The sequence below is a fragment of the Pseudomonas sp. KD5 genome (assembly GCF_012932895.1).
Lineage (GTDB): Bacteria > Pseudomonadota > Gammaproteobacteria > Pseudomonadales > Pseudomonadaceae > Aquipseudomonas.
Map to the genome: position 1 here is coordinate 195716 of NZ_JDWJ01000008.1, position 18574 is coordinate 214289.

At 60.1% G+C, this 18574-nt stretch carries 16 protein-coding genes and 1 pseudogene; 5 read left to right on the plus strand and 12 right to left on the minus strand.

Annotated features, from left to right (window positions below):
* Positions 1-15: 15 nt before the first annotated feature.
* From AF70_RS18975 to AF70_RS18990, 4 genes are all read right to left on the minus strand, one after another.
* Positions 16-504, minus strand: a complete 489-nt coding sequence (locus AF70_RS18975) for a DUF6644 family protein (protein ID WP_019578577.1) — start codon at positions 502-504, stop codon at positions 16-18.
* A gap of 20 nt (positions 505-524) precedes the next feature.
* Positions 525-2033, minus strand: a complete 1509-nt coding sequence (locus tag AF70_RS18980) for an alpha/beta hydrolase domain-containing protein (RefSeq protein ID WP_028940852.1) — start codon at positions 2031-2033, stop codon at positions 525-527.
* Between the two features lie 32 nt (positions 2034-2065).
* Complete coding sequence (locus AF70_RS18985; protein ID WP_028940851.1) at positions 2066-2848, minus strand: hypothetical protein; 783 nt, start codon at positions 2846-2848, stop codon at positions 2066-2068.
* A gap of 62 nt (positions 2849-2910) precedes the next feature.
* Positions 2911-3303 carry a DUF6152 family protein gene (locus AF70_RS18990; RefSeq protein ID WP_019578580.1) on the minus strand — a complete coding sequence of 131 codons (393 nt, stop codon included), beginning with the start codon at positions 3301-3303 and terminating at the stop codon, positions 2911-2913.
* A gap of 237 nt (positions 3304-3540) precedes the next feature.
* On the opposite strand from AF70_RS18990, the gene AF70_RS18995 reads away from it, so the two are divergent.
* Positions 3541-4878: a hypothetical protein gene (locus tag AF70_RS18995; protein ID WP_019578581.1), complete on the plus strand. Its 1338-nt coding sequence runs from the start codon at positions 3541-3543 to the stop codon at positions 4876-4878.
* A 121-nt stretch (positions 4879-4999) separates the two neighbouring features.
* Here the strand turns inward: AF70_RS18995 and AF70_RS19000 are convergent, their stop codons facing one another.
* The 5 genes from AF70_RS19000 to AF70_RS19020 form a co-directional block, all read right to left on the minus strand.
* Entirely contained in the window at positions 5000-5323 is a 324-nt protein-coding gene (locus tag AF70_RS19000; RefSeq protein ID WP_019578582.1) for a DUF190 domain-containing protein, read from the minus strand.
* A 10-nt stretch (positions 5324-5333) separates the two neighbouring features.
* The gene (gene crcB, locus AF70_RS19005; protein ID WP_019578583.1) at positions 5334-5717 is read right to left on the minus strand and encodes a fluoride efflux transporter CrcB; all 384 of its coding nucleotides are present in this window, start codon (positions 5715-5717) and stop codon (positions 5334-5336) included.
* 154 nt (positions 5718-5871) lie between these two features.
* The gene (locus tag AF70_RS19010) at positions 5872-6435 is read right to left on the minus strand and encodes a cytochrome b (protein WP_018927842.1); all 564 of its coding nucleotides are present in this window, start codon (positions 6433-6435) and stop codon (positions 5872-5874) included.
* Between the two features lie 105 nt (positions 6436-6540).
* Positions 6541-7995, minus strand: coding sequence for an aldehyde dehydrogenase (locus AF70_RS19015; RefSeq protein ID WP_028940850.1), 1455 nt, complete (start codon positions 7993-7995; stop codon positions 6541-6543).
* A gap of 33 nt (positions 7996-8028) precedes the next feature.
* Complete coding sequence (locus tag AF70_RS19020) at positions 8029-9405, minus strand: aspartate aminotransferase family protein (protein ID WP_018927844.1); 1377 nt, start codon at positions 9403-9405, stop codon at positions 8029-8031.
* A gap of 214 nt (positions 9406-9619) precedes the next feature.
* On the opposite strand from AF70_RS19020, the gene AF70_RS19025 reads away from it, so the two are divergent.
* The 3 genes from AF70_RS19025 (at position 9620) to AF70_RS19035 (ending at position 13033) form a co-directional block, all read left to right on the plus strand.
* A complete protein-coding gene (locus AF70_RS19025) occupies positions 9620-10594 on the plus strand; it encodes a helix-turn-helix domain-containing protein (RefSeq protein ID WP_026286553.1) in 975 nt (324 codons plus the stop codon).
* 60 nt (positions 10595-10654) lie between these two features.
* Positions 10655-11395, plus strand: a complete 741-nt coding sequence (locus AF70_RS19030; protein WP_018927846.1) for an IclR family transcriptional regulator — start codon at positions 10655-10657, stop codon at positions 11393-11395.
* Positions 11396-11584: 189 nt separating this feature from the next.
* Positions 11585-13033, plus strand: a complete 1449-nt coding sequence (locus AF70_RS19035) for an APC family permease (RefSeq protein WP_028940849.1) — start codon at positions 11585-11587, stop codon at positions 13031-13033.
* Positions 13034-13073: 40 nt separating this feature from the next.
* Here the strand turns inward: AF70_RS19035 and AF70_RS19040 are convergent, their stop codons facing one another.
* From AF70_RS19040 to AF70_RS30075, 3 genes and pseudogenes are all read right to left on the minus strand, one after another.
* The gene (locus AF70_RS19040) at positions 13074-14582 is read right to left on the minus strand and encodes an MFS transporter (RefSeq protein ID WP_028940848.1); all 1509 of its coding nucleotides are present in this window, start codon (positions 14580-14582) and stop codon (positions 13074-13076) included.
* 85 nt (positions 14583-14667) lie between these two features.
* Entirely contained in the window at positions 14668-15423 is a 756-nt protein-coding gene (locus tag AF70_RS30070) for a methyl-accepting chemotaxis protein (protein WP_371929207.1), read from the minus strand.
* A gap of 102 nt (positions 15424-15525) precedes the next feature.
* Positions 15526-16797, minus strand: a pseudogene (locus AF70_RS30075) (HAMP domain-containing protein); the annotation flags it as partial.
* A gap of 265 nt (positions 16798-17062) precedes the next feature.
* Here AF70_RS30075 and AF70_RS19050 point away from each other — a divergent pair.
* Positions 17063-18511, plus strand: coding sequence for an APC family permease (locus AF70_RS19050; protein WP_018927850.1), 1449 nt, complete (start codon positions 17063-17065; stop codon positions 18509-18511).
* Positions 18512-18574: the final 63 nt, after the last annotated feature.

Genomic DNA, 18574 nt, shown 5'->3' on the forward strand with positions numbered 1-18574 from the left:
TTTCGTTGAAAACGCTTAGATCGCGTAGGCGATCCAGCGACCACAGATGATGACGACGCACCACAAGCCGATCGACAGCCAGGCTAGCGCCTTGACAAGAGGAGGCTTGTCATCACGTTGTGCATCGTCGGCAGGGCGCAGAAGGGGGCGCCGCAGAAGCAAGGTCAGCGTGAACGCACTCACGACCAACGCCATCTTCAGCCAGAAGGTCGAGTTGACGAGTACGCGATCAGGCTCGGCGATGATCATGATCAACCCCGTGAAGAGCAGGACGAGGAGCGCATTGCGCATCCACGGGTAGTACCGGCGAACGACGCCACGCAAGGGCTCGTCCGTGGCGAACACACCCGCCAGCCGAAGATCGGAGATGACCGCAGAGCCGAAGAGCACTGTGATAGCGAGGATATGAATGCTCTGGACGGTGGGTATGATCCAGAGAATGTCCCGGATGGCTGTGCTCAAAGGTGACGCATAGATCCAGGCAATGATGAGTGATGATGACATTTGCTGTTCTTCCCAATGGGTTAGAAGTCTTGAGGCTTTGCGATCGAGCGCAGACCCGCCGCATCTTCTGGCAGTAGGTACCCTTCCTTGATCGAAAGGGCCTTGGCGTCTTCGAATTTCTGTTCGTAGTTGCTGAAGCTTCCATAACGCTGGCCAAGGACGTCCCTGGAGTAAGGCACCTTGGTGTCGTAGATCAGTCCGCAGCCGGTCTCCTGATCCGTGAGGTAGGTCGCACTGGGCACCTGGATCCACGGTGGGCGTACGCCCCCTTGCAGGTTGCCGGTAACAGGGTCGCGCGCGGCGGTCTTGCCATCGCGGGCGACCCGCGGAGCATTCGGCATGGGTTTGCCTTGGCGCACCCATTGGTCCATGCGATCCAGGAGCGCGGAGACGATCAGTTCCGCCGGTTCGTCGTACAGCGTCCGGCACCGTGGGTCGTCGCCCTTGCCGATGTCGGCAGCGAGCTGTTCGGTATGCTCCGTACCAAGGTCGGCCAGCCGCAGGTGTGGCATGCCGGTCACTTCGTAGTAGCGAATCTGCGGGCTGTCGGTGTCCGGCGGCAGGTTGATGCCTTCGATCACGTCGTGCATCAGTTCGGACTGGCTGTAGACGGTCACGAACGGCACGCCATCGGGCGTATGGCGCGGCACCCGGATGACGTCGCCGCCCACTTCTCCGTAGGCCATGCGGCCGGTCATGTAGGCATCGATCAGCGGCCTTGCGTCGGGCATGCGCCATTGCTGGTGCCGGCCCTGGTCGAGGTAGTCCATCCAGACTTGCGCGGTTACGGCCCAGCTATTGACGTAGATGCGTTGAACATCGAGACCTGCCAACGGGCTTTGCGCTGCATTGGTTTTCAGCAGCAACGCCAGTTGCGCCCCGATGCCCTGGGACTGTGGAGCGAACGGATCGGGAGCTTCACCGCGGGTGAAGTGTTCCGGGTCGTAATAGGTGCCCAGCGGCGCGTAGCGTGCAAAGTCGAAGCGGCGCATGAACTCGAAGTTCACGATCCGTCCGTACTGGGCGATCTGCTCGGCCTCGGCAGCCGGGGTGTCCGAGATGAACTTGGGATCGACTGGCGGCTTGTTCACATTCAGCGTGTACCCGACGTACGCGTAGCCGCGACGCAGCAAATAGTCGCGGGTCAGGATCCATCCCGCGGCGCGCTCGCCGAACCAACTGAACGGCTCGATCACGACCGTGCCATTGAAGCGCGCGGGGTCAGCCGGTTTGCGCACCAGAATGCGTGTGGTGTAAGGCGCCTCCAACAGGGTTTTGCCCGAAGCGGTAATGGCCGGGGCAACGCCTTGCAGGTAAAACTCCTCCTCGATGTAGCCGTACTTGTCGAGGTCGCTGTATTCGGTGCCCGGGCGTTTCGCCGACGAGAGCGGTGGCTTGCCGGAGGGCGGCACCGCGATGGCCGTGGGCATGCGGGGCACCTCGGCGAATGTGTTCGACGTGAGGATCAGCAACAGCAGGGCGCTTTGCAGCGTCGGCCGCAGGATGCTGAGGGTTGTCAGTCTTTCCATTTGGTCAGCTCCGATGGCGATTAATGGCGACTTCACTCGAGACTGAGGGATGCCTTGCCCTCTTTATCGATCACGATCTGATTGTTCTCGCAGACATACTCTTGAATGGCGTAGTTGGACCGTTTGTACTCGAACGTGAAGCGATACGGGGTCTTGAGCACCTGCGGGTCCTCGATCACGACCTGGTTCTCCAGGTGATCCGGCGCCGTCAGCCTGATGCGTTCGATGATCTTCATGTCTTTGCCGTGCGGAACGTCGTAGAAACTCACGTCCGTTCGCACTCGTTGTGTTTCCACGACGAGCGTGTCGCCTTCCCAATGGCCGCGTGAATGGCCTTGATATTTAGGGTCCAGGGTCTCTTTTGCAGGCATCGCTTCGTTCAAGAGAATCCGGCGGACCTGCTGGAGATACTCACCGAGGACAATCACTTGCTTGTCGTCGTGAATGATCTGGATCGGGAAGAGCGCCGCCATCAACGTTGGCATTCCCTCGGGCAGGCATCTGGAACTTGTTGTGGCCAACGGCGTTCCGGCCTCGTTCGCAGCGGCTTGCTTCTTCTTCAGCGCGACGTATTCGTCGGCATAGGGCGCCTTCAGGTCCATCGGCCCACCCGGGTGCACCGGGTTGTCGGGGTTCTCACCGAACCAGTCGTCCGGGGTTCGTTCCCAGGTGCCGCTGATGTCGGGGCGTGCGCTGACGCTGTGTTTGTCGCTTAGAGGTTTCGAAGGTGTTGCGGCGCTGCACATCCCGGCGGCAGTCACGAGGGCGATACCCAGGAAGATCATTGCCGTGTTCAAGGTTCGTGTCGGTTTCATTGAAACGTCTCCACGCTGCTGGTCTGGTCGGTGAGTTCGTCAGGAAGCCGGGGAGGGACTTCTCATCCGCCGCCCGTGAGTACGACGTCTCCGCTCTTGATTTCCACGAGCAGCCCGCCTGGCTCACCGTTTTTCAACGGTTTGAAGGACACCTCGGCAGTCTCGCCGGCCTTGATCGACTCAGCGGTCCAGCCCGTGCGCTGTAACGCGTTGACACTGCCCGTTTCGATCTTGAATCGCTGGGCCGGCGGGCCGGGCGTATCGACGTAAATCGTGATGTGGGGATTGGTCCAGGCAAAGCGCTCGACGACACCCTTGATCGAGACGGTCTGGGTCTGGTCGAAAAGCGCGAACGAATGGTGAGCACTGGCAACAGGTGCCAGGGCACTGCAGGCGAAGAGGGTCAGAAGACAAAGCCCCTGACGTAACAGCGGGGAGGGTGACAAAGGGGTCATGACAGGTGCCTCGGTTCTTATGGTTCTTATGGGCCCAGCATAGGGGGAGTGCGCTCAGAGGCCGTAGCCCAAAACGGCAACTATTGAAGGCGCTGAGGATGTTTTGCAGTGGGGGAGGTATCGCGCGAAGGGATGGACGGCCAGCCCCTTGAAAGTGCTGATTTGGGTTACCGCTTGCGCGACCCAAGCCGGAACACTCATGGCTCGCCTCATAAATATAAAAACAGGAGAGACGTCATGCGCACCCTCAGTTACGCCCCATTACTTTCGCTGGTCGCACTCTGTACATTTGAGCCGCAGGTACACGCCTACCAGCTCTACAACGAAGACGATGGTGGAACCGTCCTGAACGCCGACCTGTCGGCGGCGTTTGGCTGGTTCGGCAGCGAGAAAAACTACATTGGCGACCCTGAGAGGGAGCCCGGCAGGATGCGCTGGCAAGAAGGCTTCGCCAAGTACGGTCTCAACGGCACGACAAACAAGATCAATGCCGGTTCCGTCTATGGTGGGCTCAGCTGGATCAGTACGGGATCATTTGGCGATGGGGACGCGGGAGGACTCACCGTCGGGGATGAAAGAAGAACGGCTGTGGAAGACGCCTACCTGGGCTGGAAGTCAGGTGATCTGATTCCAGCACTGGGCAAGGACGGCGTTGATTTCTCTTTTGGCCGCCAGCTCGTTACGGTGGACGGCTTCCTGATCACCGATGACGGGTTCGCCCCCGGGAAGGCCTTCAACCCTATCGAGGGCGTAAGGGATGGCCGGTTCAATCGCGGTGGCGCCTTTTACCTTGGCCCGCGGTTGGCGTTCGGGAATACGGCAGTCTTGAAACTGGGTGGTCTGGAGGGCCTGCACGGTAGCCTGATATGGCTCAAATCCGATAACCCGGGGCAGTCGAAGACCGAAGTGGCTGCCGCCACCCTCGACTACACGACGCCCGTCGGCTCGATCGGTTCGACGTACGTGCACGGCCTGGATGTTGACGAGCGATATGCCTTTGGTGATCGGCTTGAGCGCAAGGGCATGAACGTCTACAGCATTCGTGGGCAGGGCAATGCCGGGATCGAGAATGCCGACTTTGCGTTCGAGGTCGCACGTCAGGAAAAACGCTCGGGCTCACAGCGGGCGATGTTCTTCGAAGCGGGCTACACCTTTGCCGACACCCAATGGCAACCGACGGTGAGCTATCGATATTCGCGCTATTCCGAAGGTTACGACTTTCTGTTCCAGGGAGGTTTTCGCAAGCGATACCAGGGTGAAGTCGCCGCCAATTACGCAGGTTCAGTGACCTCGAACATGGCGATCAACGACGTGCTCCTCTCAGTCAAGCCGACCGATAAATTGACCCTTAACGCAATGGCCTTCAACTACCACCAGCTCTCCCGTACGCATGAGCAGGACTTCGCTGCACGTGAGGTCGACCTTTTTCTGGATTGGATGGTGACGGATAACGTCACACTCTCGCCTCTGGTCGGCTTCTACAAGCCCGAAAAGTGGCTCGGGGACGGTGGTCTGCAGAGCGGGAGCGCATCAACGAACACTTACTTCCAGTTCATCGTGTGGATGACGTTCTGAGTCGCCGCTCACGCCGTAACGACGAAGGTTTGTTGCCGGTATCTTGATCGGGGGCGCCACCCGCGGTGGCGCATTCCCGATGGGAGGTCGCCAGGCAACAGACGATCGAGGAGGGGCCAGGCTAGGTGGTTTTTTTGCCGACGAAGCCCATCTCGATTGGGGTCTTTATGTAGAACACAGAGATTTCCTCAGCCTCCAGCCTCTTGAGCAACCTTTCGGATTCGTCCTCGGTGATAGCCATGCGAATCTCCGTAGGCTGATCCGCGAGTTCAAAAAAATGCGAAGAGTGCAGTCGACCGGTGTGTCCAAAACCCTCGATAGCCGTAGAGAGAGTCGCACCACGCAGCCCCATCTCCTTGGCCACATCGACGATCCATTCGCCAAGCATCTTTCCCTGATAACGGCGGTTCTGTTGAGTGAAGAAAATCACCAGAAAACCTTTCATTTTCATCTCCTCATCGCATGCCAATGATTTGATAGGACAAAAGCCCGGCAGCGGTCATCACCAACGAGCCTACGACGTGCAATGAAATTGAGCCGAGCGCCCAGAGCAGTCTGCCTTCCTGGATCAGGGCAACTGTTTCGGCGGAAAACGTAGAAAAGGTGGTAAGCCCACCGCAGAAACCCGTGATGATCAGCAGGCGCCACTCAGGACTCAAGGTGGGTGAGGCGGCCAAAAACGCGATAGCCAGGCCAATGATGTAGCCCCCGACCATGTTCGCGACCACCGTGCCCGGGGGAATCGTGGGGAACAGGGCGTTCAGCTTCACGCCCAGGAGCCAGCGCAACCAGGCACCAAGTGACGCACCAACGGCGATAACAGCGAGTGATTTCAGCATGGCGGGCTCACCTCGTCAGACCTGGGCCAAACTGATAGCAGGTAAGCACAACAGAACTGAAGACTTCAAGAGCCCCGTACGCAAGTGACTGTACCGGGACCCCTCAGGTCAGAGCCACGAAGGCGTGGACATCTTGCGCCCACGCCTCATCAAGTTACAGCATGCGGCGCAGGACGTCGTTTCGAGGGTCCCGGTCGTAAAACCGATGTTTGAGGGCGCCTACGACATGCAACAGGATCAGCCCGAGCAGGGTGTAGGCGAGCACTTTGTGCAGCCATTGGAAGACGACGAACCAATTGTCATTTTTCGGAAGGAGCTCAGGCAGGTTGACCCCAAAAAAGAACACCCCGTCGCTCATCGTGTAAGTGCTCGACATTGAGTAGCCCATCAACGGCACGATCACGACGAGCGCATACATGACACGCTGCGTAAGCCTTGACAGGAACCTTTCATAACTTGCCAGCGTTTCCAGCGGCTGCGGAAGCACGGGGGTCCGAAAACGCAGGGCGATCTGAGTCAGGACAACCAGAAACACCAACAGTCCAAAGGATTTGTGCCACGGGTAATAGAGCTCGTACTTGCTCGCCACTTCGTCATTCAGACCGGTCATATGCCAGCCTGCCCAGAGGAGGCCCGCGATGAGTGCGGCGCGCACCCAGTGCAACATTCGCAGGGACGTCGGATACCGATCGGTTGTTTGTTGATCTATCGGGTTCATCGCAGTCTCTCCATTGATTATCAACGGCATCAGGGATGCACTTTTGAACGCTAACCCTCGCGGCACAGGGTCCGGAGGGTTATTCGGTCAGGACAGGGATCGTGCTCAGGAAGGTAGCAGCACGGTGATGACTTTCTCCTCGGTGTAGGCCACCGCGCCGGCGAACCCGCCTTCACGGCCGATACCGCTGGTCTTTACGCCGCCCCAGGGCAGGTTGGCGTCCAGCGGGCTCCAGCAGTTGATACCCACGGCACCGGCCTTCACCGCAGCGGCTACGCGGTGCGCTCGCACCAGGTCGGTCGTCCAGACCGTGGCCGCCAGGCCGTAGGAGGAGTCATTGGCCAGTGCGATAGCTTCCTCTTCGCTGTCGAACGTGATCAGCGTGCCGACGGGCCCGAAGATTTCGTCTTGGGCGATCGCCATGGCGTTGTTCGCGTTGGTGAAGATCGTCGGCCGGACAAACCAGCCCCGTTCTGGCGTCGATACACCGCCGGCCAGTAGCGAGGCGCCTTGGTCTATACCCAGTTGGATGTATCGGTTAACGCGATCGAATTGTGCTTTCTTGGCCACCGGTCCCATCTGTACACCGGGCTGGCGAGGGTCGCCCACGTTGACTGCCTGCGCGGCATCGGCCAGCGCTGCGCCGAAGCGATCTGCGATGCTGCGGTGCACCAGGATGCGCGAGCCGGCTGCACAGACCTGGCCCTGGTTGGCGAACAGGCCGAGCGCACACCCGCGCAGCGCGTCGTCGAAAGAGGCATCGTCGAAGACAATCTGGGGGCTCTTGCCGCCCAACTCCAATGCCACGCGCTTGAACAGTACACCGGCGGTGCGCTGGATTTCGCGTCCGGCCTCGGGGCTGCCGGTGAAGCTGATCTTGGCAACGAGCGGGTGTTCGCACAAGGCGCGACCCACCTCATTGCCGTAGCCGGTGACCACGTTGATCACACCGTCAGGGAAGCCCGCTTCCTGAGCCAGCACCGCCAGGTGCAGGGCAGACTGCGGCGTCTCTTCCGAAGGTTTGATGACCACGGTGCAGCCTGCCGCCAGCAACGCGGCGAGCTTCCAGACGGTGATCATCAACGGCGAATTCCAGGGAACGATGGCGCCGACCACGCCCACGGGCTCGCGTACCGTGTACGAAAGGGTCTTGGTGCCGAAGTAGCCACCGGTGGGAATGGTGCGTCCCTCAAGCTGGTTGGCCCAGCCGGCGGCGGCACGCAGGTTGGCGATTGCGTTGGGCAAGTCCATCCGGCGCGGTTCGATGGGTGAGCGACCGATGGCGTTGGCGTCCAGATCGGCCAGCAATTCGCTGTCGCGTTCAACCAGGTCAGCGAGTTTAGATAGCAGTCGACCGCGCTGGGCGCCGTCGAGCTGGCTCCAGGCGCCACCCTCAAGTTGGCGGTGTGCGGCCCCCACTGCGCGGTCCACGTCCTCAGTCGTGCCCTGTGCGGAACTGCCGTACACCTGTTCTGTCACGGGGTTGACGAGGTTTATGCGACGGCCGTCGGAGGCTTCGAAGGACGCGCCTTCGATGAAGTGATTCAAGTGCTCAGTCATTTTGCGGTCCATAAGTGATGTGCAGTGGTCGGGTCATGCCTCAAGGGAAGCCAGGGCGTCGCCGAAGATGTCCAGTGCCTTGAAGAACAGCGAGCGTGAGATCGTCAGCGACGGCATGACTCGCATCACGTTGCTGTAGCGACCACAGGGAATCATCAGCACGCCGTGGTTCAGCAGGTAACCCATGAGCTGGCCGATTTTTTCGGGCGCCAGGGGAGCCTTGGTGGCTGGGTCTTCAACCAGTTCGATACCGATCATCAGGCCGCGGCCGCGGACTTCAGCGACGAACGGGCTGTTGAAGCCACGGATACGTTCCTGCGCCTCCAACCCCAGCGTGTGCGCACGGTTGAGCAGATCGAGCTCCGGGTCCTGCAGGATGCTGATGTTGGTCAGCGCCACTGCCGCGGACAACGAGTTGGCGGCGAAGGTATTGGGCATTGATCCGTCAGGAATCGCGGCCGCCAGGTCCGAACGCATGATCAGGCCCGCCATTGGCAGGTCGCTGCCGATGCCTTTGCCGAATGTGAGCATGTCCGGCTTCACGCCCGAGTGCTCGACCGCCCACATCTTGCCGGTGCGCCCTGCGCCGGATTGCACTTCATCGACGATCAGCAGCGTGCCGCTACGGTCGCATGCTTTGCGCAACAGCTGCAGGAATTCTGGTGAAGGAGGCACGTAGCCGCCTTCGCCCTGCACCGGCTCTACGATAACGGCAGCCACATCATCGGCGGCGGTGTAGGGGGTGTTCAACAGGTAGTCCACGTATTCGCCGGCGATCTGCTCGGCGCTTTTGTGAGTGGTGTCGAAAGGGAAACGGTAGGCGTAAGGGTAGGGGGCGTGAATCACCCCGCCCATTTGGGCTCCGTAACCCTTGCGGTATGCCGTACCTGTCGTCAGGGAACCCGAGGCGTTCCATACGCCGTGGTAGCCTCCATGAAAGGCGATGATCTGGTGCCGCCCGGTGATGCGTTTGGCGAACTTGATGGCTGCTTCAAGCGCATCGCTGCCGCTTTGCGTGAAGAAGGTGATGCAGTCGCCACGCAAGCCGTCGGGCGCGATCTCGGAGAGCTTGGCCGCCAGCTCGGTGCGCCGGGTGCTGTTGACCTCCAGGGCATGCATCAGCACTTCGGACTGTTCGCGGATCGCCTGCACAACTTTCGGGTGGCAGCGGCCTACGCTGCTGACGCCCACGCCGGCGGACAAATCGATGTAGGTGTTGCCATCCGGGTCTTTGAAGGTAGCGCCGAAGGCACGGTCCATCGCCACGGGCATGCGTCCGCCGCCGCGCGCCATCGACTCGGTACGCGCCGACAACGCCAGGGCCTCGCTGGTTTTGGGGCCGGGAAGTGTGCTGGAGGTAATTCGCGGGGCATCCGCGAAGTGGAGGGATTCAAGTTTGGCTTCACTCATGACGTTCACTCTGGATGTCGATTTAAGTGTGCTGATCATCTCCGTGGTGTGTGTATGGCCGGTAGCCCGAATTGGCATATGAGTGGACCGCCCTGAGCGCACTGTCCAGTGAATTTAAAATCTCATAAAGAATTGTGCAAAATTCTCACTATGTGCGAATATCGCATAGGAAGGCGATCTAAAAACAAGAATATTGGCAGAGGCTTTCGACATCATGAAAAATCAGACTATCAGCCATTTCAGAGACGTCCATGTTCATGCGGCCACCGTCCAGGAGTGGAATCAGGACTACAGTCAGCTAACGGCAGGCTCGACTGAGAGTTCGCTGATGCAGTTGTCGACGGCGGGTGTCCACGTCTTTCTCGAGCAGATCAACCAGCGTGTCGTGCAGCACGGCGTGGCTCCCCGAGGCAAGATGTGCTTTGCCGTGCCGATCACCACCCCGGGTTCGATTCGGATGCAGGGACGGGAGGCGGACGATAGCAGCCTGTTCTTTCTTCACGGTGGCGAGGAGTTCATGTTCCATATGCCGATGGGCATGGAGCTGCTGTCGATCACCTTTGAACGTGAATTGTTCGAGCAGGCGTTGGCGCAAACGGCTTCGGCGAAGGAGGTCAGCCTGTTGCTGCGTCAGCCGGTGATCAGGGTTTCCACGCCGCGCTTTGCAGACGCTCGTCGCCGATTGCTGGCAATGTTCTCCCAGGCCCTGGTGTACGAAGAACTCGACAGCACGCGAGATCGGGAGCGGGAGCTGGCGCTGGAACAGGCGATGCTCGGCGAGTTGCTGCAACTCATGACCGACCCGGCTTGCGACAAGCAACAACGCTCCGCAAGCTCCACGCGCAGCTTCATTGTCGAGAAATGCCACCGTTTGGCGACCGCGGAGATGATCGACGTGCCCAGCGTGATCGAGTTGTGCCAGCGACTCCAGGTCAGTCGGCGTACCGTGCAGAACAGCTTTCGCTCGGTTGCCGAGACGACGCCGCTGAATTACTTGCGCTCTGTGAGGCTCAACGGTGTACGCCGGACCTTGATGTCCACCCGCGCGTCGCATCTCTCGATCGGCGATGCCGCTGCCCAATGGGGCTTCTTTCACCTCAGCCATTTTGCGGCGGAGTACCAGGAGCTGTTCGCAGAGTTGCCATCCCATACCCCCCGCGCTGCCATCACCGGTTGCGCTCATGCCTGAACACCCGCCCGCTGAAAGCAGTGTGGGGTGACCGTTGGCTTCACAAGGATGTAGAGAAAGATGAATAGCCTGCGCCGCCTGCTCATGGTCTTCGACCTGTTTCGCCCGGAACAACCGGTCATCGATGTGGACATCATTTGCCGGGAGCTCGGCTACACGTCCGCCACCGCCTATCGTTATCTGCGCGAACTGGGCGACGCGGGCTTTTTGAAGCGATTACCGCGCGGTTATGCGCTCGGCCCGCGAATCGTCACGCTGGAGCATCTGATGACGAACTACGATCCGTTGTTGGCATGCAGCCGGGACCTGGTCGACAACCTGGTCGTCGACACCGGCCTGGACGCGCTGGTCAGCGAGTGGCATGGCGACTCCGTGGTCAACGTGCTGATCCATCGTGGCTCCGATGCTGGACCGGTCGGTAGCGGCAGGGGGCGGTCGATCGATCTTTTCCACAGCGCGACCTCCCGGGTCGTACTGGCTTATCTGCTACCGCGCCAAATCCGACGTGTTTACGACGCGCACGTGAACCCATCCGAATTGCAGCATCTGGGGCTGGAGTGGAAACCGTTCATCAAGAGCCTGCTCGCCATCCGCAAACAGGGCTACTGCATCAGCGAAAGCGAGCTGCACCCAGGACGCAGTGGCGTCGCGGCGCCGATCTTCGACGAAAAGCAGCGCGTCCTCGGGAGCATGACCCTGGTGGGGCGCAGTGAGCGGTTCGGTGCGTTTCAGCAAGGCTATCTGTGCGACCTGGTGACCGGCGCGGCGTCGGAACTGACGGCGCGTCTCGCTTCGCAGTGAGGTCAGGCTGGCGGATGGCGCTGTTCAGGTGATGGCGTAACAGGTTACCGATTTGGGATACCGGGGCGTTCACGGTGAGGCATAGGATCGAATCCAGCGTGCGATAAAAGCGACAAGCTCTATCGGTGACGGTGAACGGCTTGCTGCACCGATCCTACAGCGACTGCCTCATACAATAAGGTCAAGAACATGAGCGTATCTATCCCGATCAACAGTTCGACGGAGTTGAAGCGTGGTGCCCTGGGTGTTGGTTTCATCATCTTCTTCGTGGTGTCGGCGGCGAGCCCGTTAAGTGTCATCGCCGGTGGCTTCCCGATTGGCATCATGCTGGGCAATGGCGCCGGCACGCCGGCGTTGCTGATCCTGGCGTTGCTGGTGTTGCTCGCGTTCTCGGTGGGTTACACCACCATGTCCCGGCACCTGACCAATGCCGGCGGTTTTTATGCGTTCACCTCCCGTGGTTTGGGTGGCCTGGCGGGCGGAGCGGCCGGGGTGTTGGCGATGTTTGCCTATAACATTCTTCAGGTCGGGTTGTATGGCATGTTCGGCGGGGTGGTCAGTGGCACCATGGAAAGCATGTTCGCACTGGTGCTGCCGTGGTGGTCTTACTCGCTGATGGCGATGGCGAGCATTGCGATTCTGGGCTATCGCAAGATCGACCTGTCGGCGCGGCTACTGTCGGTGATGGTGATCGCCGAGTACCTGGCGATCCTGATCCTGGATTTTTCCATCCTCAAATCCGCCGGCGACAGCGGCATCAACCTTGATGCGTTTGATCGCAGTCATGTGTTCAGCGGCACACCGTCAATCGGCTTGCTGTTCTGCTTCGCGGCATTTATCGGCTTCGAGGCGACGACTATTTACGGCGAAGAGGCCAAGAACCCGCAGCGTACTATCCCGATTGCCACCTACTGCTCGGTGTTGCTGATCGGTGGTTTCTACGCACTGTCGGTATGGTCGATGGTGGTGGGCGTGGGTGCGGACAAAATCGTGCCGATGCTGCAGTCCTTGCAGGACCCGACGACGTTTATCTACGGCATGTCCGACCACTTTGTCGGCCCCTGGCTGACTCAGATTATCCGGGTGCTGTTCATGGTCAGTATCTATGCCGGCCTGCTGGCGTTTCATAACGCCGCGGCCCGTTACTTCTACGCGATTGGGCGTGACGGCCTGTTGCCGCACCGCTTGGGTACTACCCATCGCGTGCACCAGAGTCCTCATATGGGGTCGGCGTTGCAGAGCCTTATCTCGGCGGTGGTGGTACTGATTTTCGCCGCCATGGATGCCGATCCGATCCTGCAGCTGTTTGCCTGGCTGTCCAACTTGGCCACGCTGTGCGTGATTTTGTTGATGGCGCTCACGTCCGTAGCGGTAATCTTCTTTTTCCGGCGTCACCCCGAACTCAAGGTGGGGATCTGGCGTGGGCGGATTTTCCCCGGTTTCTCTTGCATTGCCCTCTTGGCGGTCCTGGTACTCGCGGTGGTGCATTTCGATGTACTGACGGGCGCCAGCCTGGCCTTGTCATACAGTCTCTGCGCGATCATTCCCGCGGCCCTGCTGGGTGGCGTGTTCCTGGCGGCTCGACTTCGCAAGGCGTCGCCGCAACGGTACCAGGCATTGGGCAGCCACAAGCTTTAAGGCCCCCACGCAGAACCGTTCAACCAAATCTGCGTTTTGCTTACCAAGGATGGTCTGCGACCTCACGCGGCTGCGCCTGTCTGCTCAACTTGACCAGCAGCGATGCGATCAACAGCAGGACTGCCGACGCTGCCAGCACGGCAACGAAGCCTGCATCGAACGCCGCACGGGCGAATGCGCTCAGCATCGCGCGGCCTTCGGGTGACAACGTCTCGGCGACGACCAACGCGTCGTCGAGACTCTCGAATGTCGCGGGGTTCAGGGTCAGCCATGACGGAATCATCAGGCCCGCCGAATACGCATAAATCGCCGATGACAGACTGCCCGCCAGCGTCACACCCACAGCACCGCCCAGTTCAAAGGACACTTCCTCGATGGAGGCGGCCATGCCGGCTTTATCGGCGGGCACGCTGAGCATGATGGTGCTGGACGAAACGGTCAGTGCAGCGCCAATCGTCAAGCCCAACAGGGCAAGGCTGGCGACTTGCAGGTAAACCGCAGCGTTGTACAGCAAGAGATAGCTCAGCATCGCGGCTGACGACAGCAGCAACGTCCAGCACAGCATCCGCCGGTTTCCCAGGCGCGGCAGGTAGTAACCGGCAAGCGGCCCTGCGACGAAGGAGCCCAGTGGGAGGGGAAGGATGAACAATGCCGCCTCCAGCGGCGACATGCCGAGCACCAGTTGCAGGCGCTGGCTGAACACCAGTTCCATGCCGATCAACGCAGCGGCCGACACGACTGCTGAAATGACGGCATTTCTGAAGCCAGGCGTGGTGAACAGCGCCAGATCGAGCATCGGCTGTGCGGCACGGCGTTGGCGTCGAATGAACAGCGTCAGGAATAGCGCACCCAGCACGACCGCCACCAGCATGCCGTCGAAGGAGGGCGCCCGTTTACCGAGTTCCTTGACGGCATACGCCAGGCTGATCAACCCGATCATGACCTGCAGCGAGCCCAGCCAGTCCCATCGCTTTTTGGCATCCCCCGGGTGATTCGGGATCAACACCGCGCCGAGGACCAGTGCCACCAGCACAATAGGCACGTTGATCAGAAACACCGAGCCCCACCAGAAATGCTCCAGCAGCAGGCCGCCCACTACCGGGCCGAACGCAGCGCCCCCTGAGGCAACCGATGCCCAGATGCCGAATGCCATCGCCTGCTCGCGCGGGTCGGTGAACGTCATCCGCACGATGGCCAAAGTAGCCGGCATCATCATCGCTGCGCCGACGGCCAGGAAGCCACGGGCACCGATCAATACGCTGGCCGATGGCGAGAAGGCCGCGATCAGCGAGAACAGGCCAAACACACTCAGCCCGCCGATAAACAGGCGTTTGTGCCCGAGGCGGTCACCGAGTGTGCCCATGCCCAACAGCAGCCCGGCAGCGATCAATGCATAGATGTTGATGATCCAGAGCTTTTGCGAGGCCGAGGCATCGAGCTCACGGGTCAGTGTCGGCAGGGCGGTGTACAACACCGTCATATCAATGACGATCAGCAGCAATGCGCTGGAAATAATGGCCAGGATCAGCCAACGACGTGGGGGAATCATGGGGGACTCGATGAACGATGGTCGAAAGCCGGCAACTGTAACTCAGTCAAGACGTCAGCACCGGCAGGTAGCCTGCCGTGCCCCTTTACACTCGAAAATGGCCGACAAGCTGCTGTTGATGGTTGGCCATTTCATGGAGTGAGTCACTGGCCGTTGAGGCATCGCTCATCCGTTTGGTCAGTGTTTCGCTGATGCTGCGAATGCCACTGACCCGATGGTTGATATCTTCCACGACCGTGCTTTGCTCCAGGGCTGCGCTGGCGATCTGCTGATTCATCTGCTCGATCACATCCACGGCCTGGGAAATATTCTCCAGCGCCGTGCGGGTCTGTTGCACCTGGATCACGCTGTTGCCGGCTTGCTCGCGGCTCAGTTGGGTACTGTGCACCACCTCCTGGCTCAACTGCTGCAGCATCTCTATCACCGTGCGGACCTGTTCGACCGAGCTCTGGGTGTTGCTGGCCAGGTGCCTGACTTCATCGGCCACCACAGCAAAGCCGCGCCCCTGTTCGCCCGCTCTGGCCGCTTCGATGGCCGCGTTCAACGCCAGCAAGTTGGTCTGCTGCGCGATGGTGCTGATGACATCCAGCACTTGGCCAATCTGGGTGCTGCTATCGGCGAGGGCATGCACTTGCTTAAGGGTGGTGTCCAGACGCTGATCGAGGCTTTCGATGCTGCTTTCGGCGATGGAGAACACCGCTTGACCTGATCGGCTCGCGCTTTCGGCGGCTGTCGCTGCGTCGGCGGCACCGTGGGAGTGGCGTGCCACTTGCTGGGCACTGGCACTCATTTCGTGCAGCGCGGTCGCGGCCAGCTCCACTTCGCGGTACTGGCGTTGCATCCCTGCGCTGACTTCCCGGGCGATCCCCGACGAGGTATTGGCGCTGTTGCGGGTATCCAGGGAGGCGGTTTGAATGTCGCGAATAATTGGCTGCAACTTGTCCAGAAAACGGTTGAACCCATTGGCTAATTGGCCCAATTCGTCGCGTCGCCCGGCGGGCAGGCGTTGGGTAAGGTCACCATCGCCATCGACGATGGCATCAAGCAGACCTGCCACCTTCAGCAGCGGGCGTGTCACCCCGTAGGCGGCCAGCCAGATCAGCAACATGCCGAGGCAACTGGCCAATACCCCCAAGCAAAGGTTGAGCCAGTTGGCCTGGCGGCTTTTGTCGTCCAGTTCGCTTTGCATTTGCCGGGCGGGTGCCTGCACCAGGGCTTGGGGAACCTTGATCTCCAGTTGCCAGAGTGGATTGCCTGCCACGGGTTGCAGAGCCTGGCGTATATCGAGGGTGGTCCCGGAGACTTCGCCGCTGCGTCCTGCCACCTGGCCGGAGGCCGACACAATGGCCACTTCGCTGTTGCCTTGATACAGGTCCTGGCCGAGGTCGGCAGCCAGCTTTTGCAGCGTGTCGAGGCCAATGTCCATGCCGACCACGCCGAGGATCTTGCCGTTGGCGATCAGAGGGACAGAAATGCTGCTCATCAGGACTTTCTGGCCTTCCACCTCACTGGTGTAGGGCTCCACCACGCACGTGCGCCTTTGAGCTTGAGGGCAGGTGTACCAGACGTTTGTCGGTTCGCTGCCGGGGGGCGCTGTGTTGGTGAAGATTTGCGCCTCGGTGAGCACATCCTGGACCAATTGTCCCGGCTGGCTCTGTGACCAATACAGCGCAAAACGACCTTTTTCGTTGCTCGCCAGTGCACGTTGCCCGACGAAATTAGCGTCTGCGCCCGCCAACGCGTCAGGCAGAAGGATGACGTACAGGCCGAGCACTTTTTCGCGGTTGAGCAGTGTCTGACGGGTCACGCTGATCAGCGCTTCGCGCAATTGCCCAGCCGTGAGGCGTCCATTGAGCGTTTGATCGCGCAGTTGCAGAACCTGTTGCGCGAACCCTTCGCTATACAGCGCCGTTTCGTTGAAAAAGCGTTCGACCTGTTGGCCATGGGCAGCGGCCTGGGCTTGCAAGCGCTCCACGGCGGCTTGCCCGAGCAGGTGACTGCTCTGCTCCTTCAGTAATTTTGCACTTTGTTGGTTCTGGTACACCGAGGTGCCTACCAGCGCGCCGACGACAGCCAGCAGGCACAGTCCGCTCAGGAGTGTGATCCGCCATTGGATAGTGAGATGAGCTAAACGCATGACTGGGACTTCCTGCAGAGGGCTTTGGCTGCGATGGGCTGTGGACCAGGCCCTCGCTTTTATTATCGGTGCCGGCATCTGGGTATAGAGCGGGTGACGCTAGCATGCGGGAGGGAACGGCCAGCCGGTTATCCCGAATCGGCAAGAACTGGCGGATTGCGGGTGTCGCATCGACCTGTTTTGGGGCGGCGCCTCGGATGCTACCGATTTGGGATAGCGAGCGGTTCAGGGGCGGGCATAGGATCGAATTCAGCGCGCAACTAAAACAAAACGCTAATTGGTGCCGATGGAATTCAATCGGGCCACCCCAACAGCGACTGCCTCATACAATAAGGTCAACAACATGAGTGTACCTATCTCGATCAACAGCTCCACGGAGCTCAAGCGTGGCGCCCTGGGCGTCGGGTTCATCATCTTCTTCGTGGTGTCGGCGGCGAGCCCTTTAAGTGTGATCGCCGGCGGCTTCCCGATTGGCATCATGCTGGGTAACGGTGCCGGTACTCCGGCATTGCTGATCCTGGCGTTGCTGGTGCTGCTCGCGTTCTCGGTGGGTTACACCACCATGTCCCGGCACCTGACCAATGCCGGCGGTTTTTATGCGTTCACCTCACGTGGTTTGGGTGGCCTGGCAGGCGGCGCGGCCGGGGTGTTGGCGATGTTTGCCTATAACATTCTTCAGGTCGGGTTGTATGGCATGTTCGGTGGGGTCGTCAGTGGCACCATGGAAAGTGTATTTGGGCTGGTGTTGCCGTGGTGGTCCTACTCGCTGATGGCGATGGCGAGCATTGCGATTCTGGGCTATCGCAAGATCGACCTTTCTGCGCGGGTGCTGTCGGTGGTGGTAATCGCCGAGTACCTGGCGATCCTGATCCTGGATTTTGCCATCCTCAAATCCGGCGGCGACAGCGGCATCAACCTTGATGCGTTCGACCGCACCCATGTGCTCGGCGGTACCCCGTCCATCGGCCTGCTGTTTTGTTTTGCGGCATTCATCGGCTTTGAGGCGACGACTATTTACGGCGAAGAGGCCAAGAACCCGCAGCGTACTATCCCGATTGCCACCTACAGTTCGGTGTTGCTGATCGGTGGGTTCTACGCGCTGTCGGTATGGTCAATGGTGGTGGGCGTGGGCGCGGACAAGATCGTGCCGATGCTGCAGGCCTTGCAGGATCCCACGACGTTTATCTACGGCATGTCCGATCACTTTGTCGGCCCCTGGCTGACTCAGATTATCCGGGTGCTGTTCATGGTGAGTATCTATGCCGGCCTCCTGGCCTTTCATAACGCCGCCGCGCGTTATTTTTACGCGATCGGCCGTGATGGCCTGTTGCACAGTCTGTTGGGCACCACTCACCGCGTGCATCAGAGCCCCCATATGGGTTCGGTGTTGCAGAGCCTGATTGCTGCTGTGGTGGTACTGATTTTCGCTGCATTGGATGCGGACCCGATCCTGCAACTGTTCGCCTGGTTCTCCAACCTCGCCACCCTCTGCGTCATTTTACTGATGGCGCTGACGTCGGTAGCGGTCTGCGTCTACTTTCAGCGTCATCCCGAGCTTAACGTCGGGATATGGCGCGGGCGCATCCTGCCTGTTTTCTCCTCCCTGGCATTGGTGCTCGTGCTGGGGCTGGCGGTGGTGCATTTCGACGTGTTGACCGGGGCCAGCCAGCTATTGTCCTACGGACTCTGCGCCATCATTCCCGCGGCCCTGATCATCGGCGTCATGCTCGCCGCGCGCTTGCGAAAGATCTCCCCGCAACGGTTTCTCGCCTTGGGCAGCCACAAGCTTTAAGGCCGCACTCGTTACAGCTCGACTAACCAGACAATTCCAGCCTGCCGTTGCCCGGCATGGCTC

Coding starts and splice junctions, on each gene's coding strand:
- AF70_RS18975 (WP_019578577.1), bottom strand. CDS start 504: ATGTCATCATCACTCATCATTGCCTGGATCTATGCGTCACCTTTGAGC.
- AF70_RS18980 (WP_028940852.1), bottom strand. CDS start 2,033: ATGGAAAGACTGACAACCCTCAGCATCCTGCGGCCGACGCTGCAAAGC.
- AF70_RS18985 (WP_028940851.1), bottom strand. CDS start 2,848: ATGAAACCGACACGAACCTTGAACACGGCAATGATCTTCCTGGGTATC.
- AF70_RS18990 (WP_019578580.1), bottom strand. CDS start 3,303: ATGACCCCTTTGTCACCCTCCCCGCTGTTACGTCAGGGGCTTTGTCTT.
- AF70_RS18995 (WP_019578581.1), top strand. CDS start 3,541: ATGCGCACCCTCAGTTACGCCCCATTACTTTCGCTGGTCGCACTCTGT.
- AF70_RS19000 (WP_019578582.1), bottom strand. CDS start 5,323: ATGAAAGGTTTTCTGGTGATTTTCTTCACTCAACAGAACCGCCGTTAT.
- crcB (WP_019578583.1), bottom strand. CDS start 5,717: ATGCTGAAATCACTCGCTGTTATCGCCGTTGGTGCGTCACTTGGTGCC.
- AF70_RS19010 (WP_018927842.1), bottom strand. CDS start 6,435: ATGAACCCGATAGATCAACAAACAACCGATCGGTATCCGACGTCCCTG.
- AF70_RS19015 (WP_028940850.1), bottom strand. CDS start 7,995: ATGACTGAGCACTTGAATCACTTCATCGAAGGCGCGTCCTTCGAAGCC.
- AF70_RS19020 (WP_018927844.1), bottom strand. CDS start 9,405: ATGAGTGAAGCCAAACTTGAATCCCTCCACTTCGCGGATGCCCCGCGA.
- AF70_RS19025 (WP_026286553.1), top strand. CDS start 9,620: ATGAAAAATCAGACTATCAGCCATTTCAGAGACGTCCATGTTCATGCG.
- AF70_RS19030 (WP_018927846.1), top strand. CDS start 10,655: ATGAATAGCCTGCGCCGCCTGCTCATGGTCTTCGACCTGTTTCGCCCG.
- AF70_RS19035 (WP_028940849.1), top strand. CDS start 11,585: ATGAGCGTATCTATCCCGATCAACAGTTCGACGGAGTTGAAGCGTGGT.
- AF70_RS19040 (WP_028940848.1), bottom strand. CDS start 14,582: ATGATTCCCCCACGTCGTTGGCTGATCCTGGCCATTATTTCCAGCGCA.
- AF70_RS30070 (WP_371929207.1), bottom strand. CDS start 15,423: ATGCAACGCCAGTACCGCGAAGTGGAGCTGGCCGCGACCGCGCTGCAC.
- AF70_RS19050 (WP_018927850.1), top strand. CDS start 17,063: ATGAGTGTACCTATCTCGATCAACAGCTCCACGGAGCTCAAGCGTGGC.